Annotated in this window: 12 protein-coding genes; 4 read left to right on the forward strand and 8 right to left on the reverse strand. The window is 68.1% G+C overall.

The annotated features are described in order from the left end of the window. From ACFQRE_RS19295 to ACFQRE_RS19310, 4 genes are all read right to left on the reverse strand, one after another. Entirely contained in the window at positions 1-903 is a 903-nt protein-coding gene (locus ACFQRE_RS19295; protein WP_380125580.1) for a dihydrodipicolinate synthase family protein, read from the reverse strand. A 73-nt stretch (positions 904-976) separates the two neighbouring features. Further along, positions 977-2,473: an FAD-dependent oxidoreductase gene (locus tag ACFQRE_RS19300; protein WP_380125582.1), complete on the reverse strand. Its 1,497-nt coding sequence runs from the start codon at positions 2,471-2,473 to the stop codon at positions 977-979. Next, positions 2,463-2,729, reverse strand: coding sequence for a (2Fe-2S)-binding protein (locus ACFQRE_RS19305; protein WP_380125584.1), 267 nt, complete (start codon positions 2,727-2,729; stop codon positions 2,463-2,465). The genes ACFQRE_RS19300 and ACFQRE_RS19305 overlap by 11 nt, the downstream gene beginning before the upstream one ends. Then, complete coding sequence (locus ACFQRE_RS19310; RefSeq protein WP_380125586.1) at positions 2,726-3,889, reverse strand: NAD(P)/FAD-dependent oxidoreductase; 1,164 nt, start codon at positions 3,887-3,889, stop codon at positions 2,726-2,728. Before ACFQRE_RS19310 ends, ACFQRE_RS19305 begins: the two co-directional genes overlap by 4 nt. An 80-nt stretch (positions 3,890-3,969) precedes the next feature. Here ACFQRE_RS19310 and ACFQRE_RS19315 point away from each other — a divergent pair, with 80 nt between their 5' ends. Both ACFQRE_RS19315 and ACFQRE_RS19320 read left to right on the forward strand, forming a co-directional pair. Then, positions 3,970-5,484, forward strand: coding sequence for an aldehyde dehydrogenase (NADP(+)) (locus ACFQRE_RS19315; protein ID WP_380125588.1), 1,515 nt, complete (start codon positions 3,970-3,972; stop codon positions 5,482-5,484). A gap of 3 nt (positions 5,485-5,487) precedes the next feature. Then, positions 5,488-6,360: an EamA family transporter gene (locus ACFQRE_RS19320; RefSeq protein ID WP_380125590.1), complete on the forward strand. Its 873-nt coding sequence runs from the start codon at positions 5,488-5,490 to the stop codon at positions 6,358-6,360. Positions 6,361-6,393: 33 nt separating this feature from the next. Here the strand turns inward: ACFQRE_RS19320 and ACFQRE_RS19325 are convergent, their stop codons facing one another. The 4 genes from ACFQRE_RS19325 to ACFQRE_RS19340 all read right to left on the reverse strand — a co-directional run bounded on the left by ACFQRE_RS19325 (position 6,394) and on the right by ACFQRE_RS19340 (position 9,686). Then, entirely contained in the window at positions 6,394-7,377 is a 984-nt protein-coding gene (locus tag ACFQRE_RS19325) for a TerC family protein (RefSeq protein WP_380125869.1), read from the reverse strand. 386 nt (positions 7,378-7,763) lie between these two features. Continuing rightward, the gene (locus tag ACFQRE_RS19330; RefSeq protein ID WP_380125592.1) at positions 7,764-8,825 is read right to left on the reverse strand and encodes an HNH endonuclease signature motif containing protein; all 1,062 of its coding nucleotides are present in this window, start codon (positions 8,823-8,825) and stop codon (positions 7,764-7,766) included. After that, a complete protein-coding gene (locus ACFQRE_RS19335) occupies positions 8,792-9,352 on the reverse strand; it encodes a hypothetical protein (protein ID WP_380125594.1) in 561 nt (186 codons plus the stop codon). Before ACFQRE_RS19335 ends, ACFQRE_RS19330 begins: the two co-directional genes overlap by 34 nt. Further along, positions 9,309-9,686 carry a hypothetical protein gene (locus ACFQRE_RS19340; RefSeq protein WP_380125596.1) on the reverse strand — a complete coding sequence of 126 codons (378 nt, stop codon included), beginning with the start codon at positions 9,684-9,686 and terminating at the stop codon, positions 9,309-9,311. The genes ACFQRE_RS19335 and ACFQRE_RS19340 overlap by 44 nt, the downstream gene beginning before the upstream one ends. Positions 9,687-9,900: 214 nt before the next feature. Here ACFQRE_RS19340 and ACFQRE_RS19345 point away from each other — a divergent pair, with 214 nt between their 5' ends. Both ACFQRE_RS19345 and ACFQRE_RS19350 read left to right on the forward strand, forming a co-directional pair. Continuing rightward, the gene (locus tag ACFQRE_RS19345) at positions 9,901-10,728 is read left to right on the forward strand and encodes an alpha/beta hydrolase family protein (RefSeq protein WP_380125598.1); all 828 of its coding nucleotides are present in this window, start codon (positions 9,901-9,903) and stop codon (positions 10,726-10,728) included. Positions 10,729-10,866: 138 nt separating this feature from the next. Beyond that, on the forward strand, positions 10,867-13,083 hold the full coding sequence (locus ACFQRE_RS19350) for an RICIN domain-containing protein (protein ID WP_380125600.1): 2,217 nt from the start codon (positions 10,867-10,869) through the stop codon (positions 13,081-13,083). Positions 13,084-13,179: the final 96 nt, after the last annotated feature.

Below are 13,179 nucleotides of genomic sequence, written 5' to 3' on the forward strand. Positions count from 1 at the left end.
TCACTTCACCCCAGCATCGATGAGCTCCTGGGTCACGCCTCGCACGACCGCGTTCTGCTCGGGGGCAAGGGGCTGGCGCGGCGGGCGGCAGATGCCGCCGCGGCGGCCGATCATGTCCTGGCCGAGCTTGATCGCCTGGACGAACTCGGTCTTGGAGTCCCAGCGCATCACGGGGTGGAGCTGGCGGTAGAGGGGGACGGCAGTCTCAAGATCGCCGGCGAGGGCGGCCTCGTAGAGCGCCAGCGTCGCCTGCGGGAAGACCTGCGGGTAGCCCGCCACCCACCCCTTGGCCCCGGCGATGGCCACCTCGAGCACGGTGTCGTCGGTCCCGATCATGAGGTCGAGACCGGGGGCAAGTTCGGCGATCTCATAGCACCGGCGGACGTCGCCACTGAACTCCTTGACGCCCACGATGAAGCCCTCGGCGTGGATCTTGGCCAGCAGCTGGGGCGTGAGGTCGGTCTTGGTGTCGATGGGGTTGTTGTAGGCCGTGACGGGCAGACCGGCCGAGGCAACGAGCTCGAAGTGCTGGAGGACGGACCGTTCGTCGGTCCGGTAGGCGTTCGGCGGGAGGGCCATGACGGCCTGACAGCCGGCATCCCGGGCGAACTGGGCGTGACGACGAGACTCCCGGCCGCCGTAGGCGCCCACTCCCGGCATGACGGTGAAACCCTCGGGAGCATTGGCGACGGCGGTCACGACGACCTGGTCGCGCTCCTCGGTCGTGAGGGACTGGTACTCCCCCAGCGACCCGTTCGGAGCGACACCGTGAAGGCCCTGCTCTGCGAGCCATGCGACGTTGTCGCCGTAGGCCGCGTAGTCGACCTCCAGGTCGTCCGTGAACTGCAGACTCGTTGCGACGAGCACACCGTGCCACGGCTTGCGGCTCTCGGTCTGGGACATGCGGGCCTCCTGGCCGGTCGAACGTCAGGTTGTGTGGAACGAGAGTAGAACGGAATGGACCATCAGTGCAATATTACATTGCACTGGATCTCGAAGGCTGGCCGTCGGGAGGATCATTCGTCGTCGGCGCAGCCAAGGTCCCGAGCAATACGGGGGCGGCGACGAGGCGCTCGGCCGCCACCGCGGGGTCCGCCACACCCGGAACGGAGCCGCGGGCCAGGCACTCGATCGCGAACCCGCAGATCCTCCCCTGGCACCAACCCATGCCGGCCCTGGTGAGCTGCTTGACCTGGCGTCCGTCGCGAGCGCCAGCGTCGACGACGTCAGCGACGGCCCCGGCTGTGACCTCCTCGCACCGGCACACCGTCGTGCCCGAGTCGAGCCACGACGCCCAGCCGGATGGCACCGGGTGCGCCATTCGCATCGCCCGGGCGAAGGCCCGGTGGCGTGTCACCGCTCGGCGCACTCGGCGCAGCTCCCCTTCCGAGGACGTGCTGCGTGAGCCCACGTCGCGCAGCAGTCCCTCGGCGGCGAGTCGACCCTCGAGCGCGGCCAGAACGGCTCCCCCGACCCCACAGGTTTCACCGGCGGCAAGGACTCCCGACACCGACGTCCGCTGCCACTCGTCCACGGCCACCACGCAGTTGCCGTCCTCCGAGCTCGCGAGCTGGCACCCCAACGTCACGGCAAGGTCAAGCTGCGGAGTGAACCCCCAACCCACCCCCACAGCGTCGACGACGATCTGCCTCTGCGTCCCTTCGACGACGACACCCGTACGGTCGAGCCGCGCCACGGTGACCGCCTCGACCCGGTCGTCTCCGTGAGCGGCCACGACGGCCGAACGCACGTGGACAGGGATCCGATGCTTCAGGAGGGACGCGGCATACCCGGCACCTTCGACAGCCTTCCCGGGGAGTCGGGCGAGCGAGGTGGCGTGGCTCAACCACCGCCTCGGGTCGTTGGCCTCGTGCACCCCGACCACTCGAGCCTTCGCGTCCGCGAGGCCGACAGCCACAGGAAGAAGGAACGGCCCCGTTCCGGCAACGACCACGCGCCGGCCGCCTGCGACGCCACTGCCCTTGAGCAGTGCCTGAAGACCACCTGCAGTGAACACACCCGGCAGGTCCCAACCAGGGAAGGGCAGTTGAAGGTCATGTGCGCCCGTGGCCACGAGGAGCCGACGTCCTCGCACGACCACGGCCTGCTCCTCCCCCACCCGACGGCGGTCGACGAGGTGGAGTTCCACACCCTCATCGACGACGGCTGCGGTCCAGGCGTGGTGGCCGAGACGGAGGACGAGGCGTCCGGAGGCGGCATGCCTCTCGAGGTTCGCGACCAGGCGTCGGTATGCCGTGAGGTCGTGGTGGAAGCGTTCGGTGCCCGAGATCTCGGAGCCCGAAGGAGGATGTCGCCAGAACTGGCCGCCAAGCGCGTGACCGGAGTCGACGAGGGCGACCGTCAGGCCGCCGGTCGCCGCAATGTCGGCAGCAGTGAGCCCTGCTGGCCCCGCGCCAAGGACCACAAGGTCGACCAGGCCGGCGGGCCGGTCGGTGGGCCGGTCAGCGGACATGTCCGGTGCCGTCCTGGGTCGTCACAGCGAGGCCGCGCTCAGCAAGGACGAGGCACGCGCGTTCGTTGGGCCGTGCCCCGACGGTGACGAGGCAGTCGAAGCAGACGCCGATGCCACAAAAGAGCCCCCGTGGAGCGCCGTTGCCGCGGGTCGTTCGCCACGACGGTCTCCCGTCAGCAACGAGTGCGGCCCCGACGGTCTGTCCCGCGACGAAGACGATCTCGGTTCCGTCAAAGGTGAAGCTCGCCGAGCTCATGACGCCTCCATGTCAGTGCCCAGCAGGCGCTCGGGCAGGAAGGGGGCAGGGTCGACGCCTGCCACGGCCAGCGGGTCGCGGCCCGTGAGGTGCGCCGCAATCAGATCGCCGGTGGCCGGCGCCAGGCCGATTCCGGCGCCCTCGTGCCCGCAGGCGTGGAAGAGGCCGGGCACTCGCGGATCCGGGCCTATGACCGGCTGGTGGTCGGGACAGTATGGACGGAAGCCCCGGTAGACGCGGAGCAACTGGACCCCGGCCAGGAAGGGAAAGAGTGCCACGGCCTGGGCGGCGAGCCGCTGAACGGTTGACGGACTCATCGACGCGTCGAAACCGACGCGTTCGCGGCTCGCGCCAATGAGGATGGTCCCGGCCCGGGTCGCCTCGACGACGCAGGAGGTCTCAAGTCCCTCGCTCGACGCCGCGACGTTGGCGACATAGTCGGCGGAGTACACCTTGTGGCGCACTGAGGGAGGCAGCGGCTCAGTGACGAGGACAAAGCCCTTTCGCGGCAGGACGGGCACGGGACCGCCGAGCCTCCTCCCGACCTCTCCGCCCCAGGTCCCGGCACAGTTGACCACGGCGTCGGCGTCGATGACCTCACCCGAGGTCGTCACCACACCCTTGATCGCGCCACGTGTGTCTGACCGTGCGGACAGGACGTCCGTCCCGGGGCGGTACTCGGCACCTCGCCGCGCTGCGTCCGCGAGAACGGCAACCGTGGCGAGGACCGGCTGGACCTGGGCGTCTTGCGGGTACCACTGCCCACCGACCGCACCGGGAGTGATGAGCGGCTCGACCTCGACGGGACGGGCCACATCCTCGACGATGACGCCGCACCTTCGCTGCTCGTCGGCAAACCGGGCCAGGGTGCCGAGAACCGGCACGGACGTGGCGACGACGAGCCCACCCTTGGACTCCAGCTCGAGCGCCTCCCGGCCCAGCTCGTCACCGAGGTCATCCCACCGACGCCGACTCCTCAGTGCGAGGTCGAGCTCGGGCCCCGGCGGTTTGTCCGAGACGAGGACGTTGCCCTCCCCGCGGCTCGTCGTGCCGGATCCGGCCTGGTCGCGGTCCAGGACGACGACGTCACAACCCGCGACAATGGCAGCCCGGGCGACGCAGGCGCCAATGATCCCGGCGCCGACCACGACAACCCTCACCGGAGCTCTCCTCGCATAGTGCAATGTTACATGGCACTGTTACCCTCGAGTCCTCAGACCCGCAACTCTTGGAGCCTGTCATGAACCTCACCGGAGCGACCCTTCTCCGTGGCCGCTGGACGCCGGGCACTGGTCCGGCCTTCCACGCCGTCGACCCCGCAACCGGGGCGGCACTGCCCGGTGCATTCCATGACTCCGGTCCTGAGCAGGTCGAAGACGCCTGCCTGGCCGCGTCGCAGGCCGCGCCGGCATACCGGGCACTGCCTCGCGAGGTGCGCGCGCAATTCCTCGAGGCGGTCGCCGACGAGATCGACGCCCTCGGAGACAGCCTCACCGAGCGCGTCGTCGCCGAGACGGCCCTGTCGCCGGCTCGGGCCACGGGTGAGCGCGGCCGGACGATCGGGCAGCTGCGTCTGTTCGCCGGCGTCGTGCGCGATGGCGACTTCCTCGGTCGGCGCCACGACCCCGCCCTCCCTGATCGCGCGCCCCTGCCCCGCTCGGATCTGCGGCTCGTCCACGTCCCCGTCGGCCCGGTCGCGGTCTTCGGCGCAAGCAACTTCCCGCTCGCCTTCTCGGTCGCCGGCGGCGACACCGCCTCGGCGCTCGCAGCCGGTTGCCCCGTGATCGTCAAGGCCCATCCCGCCCACCCCGGCGTTTCCGAGCTCGTTGCCGGGGCCGTGCAGCGGGCGGCCGAGAAGAGCGGCGTGCCCGAGGGTGTCTTCGCGCTCGTACACGGCGGCGCGGAGGTCGGTCAGGCCCTCGTCGCCGACCCGCGGGTCCGTGCCGTGGGCTTCACCGGGTCCCGGCGCGCTGGACTCGCGCTCGTCCACGCCGCGCAAGGTCGCGACGTTCCCGTTCCCGTCTACGCCGAGATGTCGTCGGTCAACCCGGTCGTCATCCTCCCCGGGGCCCTCGAGACACCCAGCCAGCTCGCCGCTGAATACGCCGAATCGCTGACGAAGGATGCCGGCCAGTACTGCACGAACCCCGGCCTCGTCTTCGTCCCCGAGGGGGCAGCCGGAGACCAGTTCGTCACGTCCTCGGTTCGCGCGCTGTCGGAGGTGCCCCCGCAGGCGATGCTCACGACGGCGATCGCCGAGGCGTGCGCCGTGGGCGTCGACGCGTGGCGCGAGATCGACGGCGTCGAGGCGCTGACGACCGGCTCACTCACAGGGGCGAGCGCCACGCCGTCTCTCGTTTCGACCGACCTCGAGGTCTTCCGCCGCGAGGCCGACCTGTCGGCCGAAGTTTTTGGCCCGGCTGGTCTTGTCGTGCGATACCCGTCCGTGGACGTCCTTCTCGAGGCGCTCGCCGAGATCGAGGGGCAACTGACCGCCACCGTTCATGGCGCCGAGAGCGACCACGACACCGCGCGGTTGTTGCTCGACGTCCTCGAGGATCGAGCCGGCCGCCTTCTCTGGGGCGGCTGGCCGACCGGTGTCGAGGTCGCTTCGGCGATGGTCCACGGCGGCCCGTGGCCGGCGACCTCCGCACCGGCGACCACCTCCGTCGGCACCCTCGCGATCGCCCGCTTCCTCCGTCCGGTCAGCTACCAGAACGTTCCCGAGGAGCTCCTGCCGGTCGAGTTACGCTGACGCGTGCCCAGAGTCTCCGCGGTCCCAGCGCCCGCCCTCGTCCTCTGTGGCATCTTCTCGGTTCAGTTCGGCGCGACGCTCGCGGCGCTCCTCGTCCCTCGCATCGGGGCAGGTGGCTCGGTCCTGCTGCGACTCCTCCTGGCCGCCGTGATCATGGTCGTCGTCGCCCGCCCTTCTCTGCGCGGGCATTCCCGCGGTGCGCGCACGACAGTCCTCACGTTCGGACTCATCCTCGGCGCAATGAACTTCTTCTTCTACAGTTCGCTCGCGTACCTGCCCATCGGTGTCGCCGTGACGGTGGAGTTCATCGGTCCGCTCGCCCTGGCGGCCGTCCTCTCGCGGCGCTCCGGGGATGCCGTCGCCGTGCTCTGCGCCGGGGCAGGTGTCGTCCTCGTGTCACGCGCTCTCGAAGTCCCGCTCGCCGACCTCGAATGGCGCGGGCTGGGACTGGGGCTGCTCACCGGAGTCTGCTGGGCGGCATACATCGTCTTCTCACGCCGAACCGGAGCCGACTTCCCCCAGCTCCAGGGGCTCGCCATCGCACTGTGCATCGCCAGCGTCGTCGTCCTGCCCGTCGGCGTGGGTTCGGTGCCCGAATGGGACCGTGTGGTGCTCATCCAGGGACTCGGGATCGCGGTGCTCTCGTCCGTGATTCCCTACTCCCTCGAGCTCGTCGCGCTGCGCAGGCTGTCATCGAAGGTCTTCGGGATCCTGCTCTCACTCGAACCCGCCGTGGCAGCCCTCGCCGGCTTCCTCGTCCTGCGCCAGAGCCTCAGCGTCCAGCAACTGCTCGGGATGGCTCTCGTCGTGCTCGCCTCCGCGATCGTCCTCGGGACGGGAGCGCGCAAGGACCCCGCCGAATCGACGGGGTCCTAGACGTTTTCGAGCGGCGTATGCCGTGTGTGCGGCTCAGGCGTTGATCTCCGCCTTGGCGTCGCGCTTGGTCTTCCAGAGGCTGGCCACCGTCGTGACACCGAGGATGACGACGATCGCGCCAAGCGAGACCGCGATCGGGATCTCCGGGACCTTGATGTGCTCGCCACCGTTGATGAACGGCAGCTCGTTCTCGTGGAGCGCGTGCAGGATCAGCTTGACGCCGATGAAGGCCAGCAGCACCGAGAGACCCAGGCTGAGGTAGACGAGCTTCTGCAACAGGCCACCCAGCAGGAAGTACAGCTGGCGCAGACCCATCAGGGCGAAGAGGTTGGCCGTGAGGACGAGGTACGGCTCCTTGGTGAGGCCGTAGATCGCCGGAATCGAGTCGAGTGCGAAGAGCAGGTCGGTCGTACCAAGGGCCAGGACGACGATGAAGAGGGGCGTGACGACGCGCTTCGCGTTCTCCTTGGAGAACAGCTTGCTGCTCCACTCCTTGGTCGACGGGAGCGTGTTCTCGACCCACTTCATGAAGCGGTTCTCTTCGTACTCCTCGTCGTCGCTCTCACCCTCCGTCGCGAGCTTGATCGCGGTGTAGATGAGGAAGGCGCCGAAGATGTAGAAGACCCACGAGAAGTTGTTGATCGCGGCCGCGCCCAGCCAGATGAAGATTCCGCGCAGGACGATCGCGATGATGATGCCCCACATGAGGGCGGTCTGCTGGAACTTCTCGGGGACGGCGAACTTCGCCATGATCAGCAGGAAGATGAAGAGATTGTCGACCGACAAGGAGTACTCGGTGAGCCACCCCGCATAGAACTCACCGGCCAGCTGGCTGCCGTGGCTCACCCAGACCCAGACACCGAACAGGACAGCGGCGCCCACATAGAACGAGAGGGCCATGACGAGCTCTTTGGTGGCCGGGCGGTGCGGATTCCTGGCAATCATGATCACGTCGAAGAGCAGGACCGCGACGGCGATCCCGATCGTGAGGAGCCACTGCCACGTGGCGACGTTCATGGACGGTGTCGCCGCAGTGAGGGTTGTGAGGGAATGCAACGCGGACAACCTTTCGAGGGTTGGGGACATGGCCCGGAGGTCTCTCCCGCCCGTGAAGGCTGGACCGGCTCCCCGGGCTCGCGCTGAGGCGAGCCGTGATGACGAGGAAACCGCGCTGGGGATACTCCCCTCCGCTGGTCAGAATTCTCTCATGGCTTCGCACATGAGATGAATCCTGACCACCGGAGTGGGCCCGCCCTCCGCACCACGCGGCACTCATGGCTTCGCACATGAGATGAATCCTGACCACCGGAGTGGGCCCGCCCTCCGCACCACGCGGCACTCATGGCTTCGCACATGAGATGAATCCTGACCACCGGAGTGGGCCCGCCCTCCGCTGGTCATCCTCAGAAGGGTGGGTCCTCGCTGATCGGTTCACGAGCGGGTCCCTGAGAGGTGGCTGCGAGGTCCAGCGTGAGGACATCAGCGGGGTGCCACCACGTCACAGCGGCCTGGCCCGGTCGGGCCGTGGGAGCCATGCACCCGAGGGTGGAGCCGCGGTGAGTGGTTTCGAGGGCGCGCCAGAGGTGGTCCTCGAACACGGTCGGGATGGCGCCGAGGTCGCGCAGTTGGGTACGGACGATGTCGTCGAACGCGCGCGCGACAGAGCCTTCGTTGCTTTCCGACGTGGCTGACCCGACGGGGACGGTGACGCGGTCGAGGTGGTTGATCGGATAGGTCGTGGTGACCCTGCCCGTGGGGTCGGTCCAGTGCACGATCCCGTCGGGGTCGAGTCGGACCTTCCAGCCCCGACGTTGCTTGACCCCGTGATGGCGCCGGCACAGACACATGAGGTTGATCGGGATGGTTTCGCCGATCGGCCAGGCGATGACGTGGTCCTGGTCGGTCTTGCTCGCGGGAACCAGACAGTTCGGGAACCGGCACCGCCCATCGCGCAACCGCACCAGGCGAGCCATGTCGGTGGGGACGACGTACTTGTCGCTGCGCCGGGCGGCGTCCTTGCGTACCAACCGCGCCAACGAGGCGGGCACGACCCCCCTGATGATCGCGCCCGTGTCAGGGTGGCAGGTCAACGACGTTGACGGCACCACCGTCACACCACGCGCTGCGGCGAGCCGGACCACGTCGAGCAACGTCGGTTGCGTCGAACCCAACCCACCGACCTCCGTCAACCGACTCGCAGCCTTGGTCTCGGCGGCTGGCGTGGCGTGCTTGGCCGCCGCGGTGGACATGTTCGCGCTGGCAGGCGGGGGCGCGGTGGCCGCGGTGGTGTCCTGCTCGCTGCCTGCCGGTTCAGTGGTGTCGTCCGGGACGGTGCCATGCAGGTGAACCGTGATGTCCGCCTGCTGCAACACCAACTGGGCGAGCGCGTCGGCGCGGGCCTGGTCGACTTTCAGGGACGAATCCGCGGCCTTCAACTGCTGGGCGAGTGCTTCACGGCCTGCCACATCGGCAACGACACCTCCACCGGCAGGTCGGCCGCCCAATGGTCGGTACCCAACGTCGCTGGAGAACGCCGCACCGACCGTCCCTCGCGCGCTTCGGCCGCTTCCTTCTCGACCAGGTCGGGGTGAGCCCGCGCGACCATTCGCCGCACCCGACCCCGCAGCGGGCCAGCGGTCTCGTGCCATCCACGATCACGCGCCACATAGTGCTCGAACAGGGCATCCACGATGTCCTCAGCGCCACCCGCGCCATCGCCCTGGTAGTGGCTCTGGGTTTGGTTCTGGTTCTGGTCGTGGTCGTGGTCATCGGGCGCGTCGCCAGCCGTGTCGCCAGCCGTGTCGCCAGCCGTGTCGGCGGCCGCGCGGTCGCTCTTGGGGTCGGAGGCAGCCTCCGGCGTGGTGTCGTGGTGGGTCGTGGCGTCATCGGTGTCCTTGGGGATGATCTCGACCTCGGTGGTCACCACCCTGGCCCGCCACGGATCCAGGTCACCCGACAACATCGCCCCCACCAGGCGCGGGGTCCTGCTCACTTGGTGCACCGCCAACTCGACCAACGTCGAAGCTGCCTGCGCACTGATCCCCAACACCGGCGCGCTCAGCCCGGGCGCATCCAACGACAGGTGACCCAACCCGCGGTGCTGCTCGGCCCAGGCACCGTGCACATCGACGTTTGTCCTCCACCGCGGCCAGGTGCGCGACGGCAACGGTCTGCACGCCCGCCATGGTGTTGCTCGTGCGGTGCACCGCCTCGACGACGGACACCAGCTGCTCGCGTGACAGTTCGGTCAGGTTGGCCTCGCGCAGCGCCTCGACCATCGAGGCCGTGGCGGCCTTCAAGGTGGCGAATGCAGTGTCGAGTTCCATGCCTCGATTCTACCCGAACAGGGTTTCGATGGTAACCTATCCACAGGTGAATTCGGTTCTGCTGTAAGCGAATTCGCCATCTTTGACCAAAAGGACGCACGAGTCCGAAAGCCCTTGAACAGTCCACCACGAGGCACCGACAGCCCACCACGCGCCGGCAAGGATCGAACGTCAACAACCACGCCGAGGCGAGCGGGCGGCATAGGGTGCGTGGGTGCTCACTCGGAGGTTGGTCATTGCCGCGGCTGCCGCCCTTCCCCTCGCGGCGTGTGACCTGCCAGGACCCGATTCGACCACCGATGGAGATGCCCCGATGCGGATCACCTATGGCAGCGACCCGAGTCAGTTCGGGGAGCTGACCATGCCCACTGGCACGAGCAAAGGTGTCGTCGTGGTCATCCATGGCGGGTTCTGGAAGTCGGCCTACGACCTCGACCTCGGTCGTCCCCTCGCCACATCGCTGGCCGAGCACGGCTGGACGGCGTGGAACATCGAGTACCGCCGGGTGGGCGACGGTGGCGGCACTCCCTCCACGTTTGACGACGTCCACGCGGCCATCGACAAGCTCGCCGACATCACGGACGTCGACACGAGCACGACGCTCACCCTGGGACATTCGGCCGGCGGACACCTCGCCGTGTGGGCTGCGGGACGTCAGCTCCAGACGCCGTGGCGGGACGCCAAAATTCCTGTGACCGGGGCGCTCTCCCAAGCTGGAGTCCTCGGCCTGAGGGCAGCGCACGACGAGAACCTCGGCGGCGGGGCGGTCGAGGCACTACTCGGACATGCACCCACCGACGCGGACATCGCCTACGACCCGCAGCAGCAGCTCCCGCTCGACGTGCCGGTCCGCTGCATCCACGGCCGCGCGGACGACATCGTCCCACCGAGCCAGTCCCTCGCCTACGTCACCGCTGCAACGACCGCCGGTGCGGACGCCTCGGTGGTCGAGGTCGAAGGCGACCATTTCGTCGTCATCGACCCGGACTCAGAGGCGTGGGTGCGCCAACTCGAGCTACTCAACCAGCTCGCAGCACGCTGACTGCGGAGCACAATTAGTTCATCGGACAAACAGAACTGATCTTCAGGCGGTGAAGAGGTCTCCCTGCCCCTTGACAGAAGCGTCAAGAATTAGGACAGTGACCGAACCAATAACCCACCGTCGGACAAGGAAGTTCGCATGGTCCTCTTGCTCAGAACCTCAGCTGTCGCGCTCACGGCAGCCCTGGCCGCCACCGCCATCAGCGCCGCCGCAGGCCCCACCGCCGCCGCCGCCGACCCCGTCTTCACCGTGAACGTCGGCGCCAAGGGAGGCTGGACGACACCCGACGACACCCCCGCCGGAATGTACCTCGACAAGGACGGCACCTTCTGGTTCCAGCAGGCGCACGCCCTCTACGGCCCGAACGATGGGCGGACCTGGTCCTTCTTCTCCGGCACCAACATCGACACCGCCACCAAGTCGAGCATCAGCACCTCCGTCAACCCCGCCAACACCAATGACAGCAACGGCGACACCACGTGGCGGTGCAACAACAGCCCCACAGGCCTCGAGTCCACCTATGCGCCCAGCGGGTCCGGCTACTCGCAGCGCAACTACTGCGACCTCGCTGGCGTGTGGGTCGATCCCGACACCGGCAACTGGCACGGCCTCGTGCACAACGAGTTCACGCCGCAACCGTTCAGTGATGGGCTGCACTACGACTCCATCGACAACGCCGTGTCCACCGACCAGGGCAAGACCTGGACCATCAAGGAACACGTCATCACGTCGCCCTACAGCACCAAGCGTGGCGACACGACGGCATTCCCACAGCAGACCTATGACTACGGCGACGGGGACCCTCGACTGTTCGTCGACACCGCGTCGGGCTATTTCTACGTCTACTACGGCTCACGCATCGTCGACAAGGGCGGCAGCTGGAAAGCCTTCTACTCCCACGTCGCACGGGCGCCGATCTCCGGCAAGCTGGCCAAGGGTTCTTGGCAGAAGTGGTATGGCGGCGCTTGGTCGCAGGCCGGGGTGGGCGGAAGGGAGAGCAACCTCGTGCCGGTGACGACCACCAACACAACCGGCTACACGCCGACCGCCAAGGAGTACAACCCGGCCAACCCGGGCACGACCGCTCAGCAGGTGGCTGCGGGCACGACACCGGCGACCTCACCCCTGTTCGTCATGGACATCACCTGGAATGCTCACCTCGGCCTGTACATCGGTGAACCCCAGAACGTCGACCAGAGCGGCAACGCCCCTCAGGAGTTCTACGCCACCGACAACCTCACCACCCAGAAGTGGAAACTCATCGGCACCACGGGCGCGGCCTACCGGACCGCGTCCTGGTACCGGTGGTTCGTCGACTCGGTCAACAAGACGAGCTCAGGCATCGTCGGCAAGGACTTCCGCATCTACTGCTCCTTCGGCTGCTCCGGCGGGACGTCGAGCGAGTACGTCAACCTCTCCATCGACACGACCGCTCCTGCCTCCCCCGTCGACACGACGAAGGCATACCGCATCGCGGCGGGCGGACGACTGCTGGCGCAGGAGACCGCAACCAGCGCGACCACCTCGGTCGCGACTGACAACGGTCGAGCCACCTGGGCATTCGCGGCCAACGGCGACGGGTCCTACCGCATCTCGAACACCACGAGCGGTGGCCTCCTCGGCGTGGCGTCGACCTCGTCGACCTCCAGGGCCTGGGGGACCAGGCCCACGGTCACCGCTGCCCCCGCAGGTGGCCCGGCAGTCGGCCAGCAGTGGTGGGTCATCCCTGGCGCGTCCTCCAGTGACGGCACCGTGAGCGGCAGCTACCGCATCGTCAACCGCTACAGCGGGCTGGTCATCGGTCTGTCCTCGTTGACCGCACGACTCGCCGAAACAACTCCTGCCCGCTTCTGGAACGACACCAGCGGCAGCTCCGTCGGCTCCGGGCGCACGGGCGCGGAGCAGACGTTGTCCCTCACTGCGGTCGGGACGTCGGGCCCACCGAGCCTGGCCGGTACCCGCACGCTGGTCAGCGGTGGCAAGGCACTGGACAACCCGGACCACAGCACGACACCCGGTAGGCAGCTGATCACCTGGACGGCGACGTCCGGTGCGAACCAGAAGTGGCAGTTCGTGGCCAACGCCGACGGTTCCTACACCGTCACCAACGTTGAGTCCGGACTCTGCATGGATGTGGACGGAGGATCGCTGTCCGCCGGAGCCCGGATCATCCAGTGGACCTGCACGGGCAGTGCCAACCAGAAGTGGAACGCGCAACTGCAGGCCGACGGCACCCACACGGTCAAGTCAGCCTCGAGCGGGCTCCTCGTCACCACGACGTCAAGTTCCGACGGGGCGCTCGTGACCCAACAGGCCGACTCCGGATCAGCGCTCCAGCGGTGGACGATCTCCTGACCTGACCTGGCTCCAGACTCCCGGGATGCGGCACCCCTTCGTGTTCCCGGGTTCGCCAGCGACCGAGCCGGCTCGCGCCCCACCAGCGCGCGGGTC

This window comes from Knoellia pratensis, assembly GCF_042666395.1.
In the GTDB taxonomy this organism is placed as follows: domain Bacteria; phylum Actinomycetota; class Actinomycetes; order Actinomycetales; family Dermatophilaceae; genus Knoellia; species Knoellia pratensis.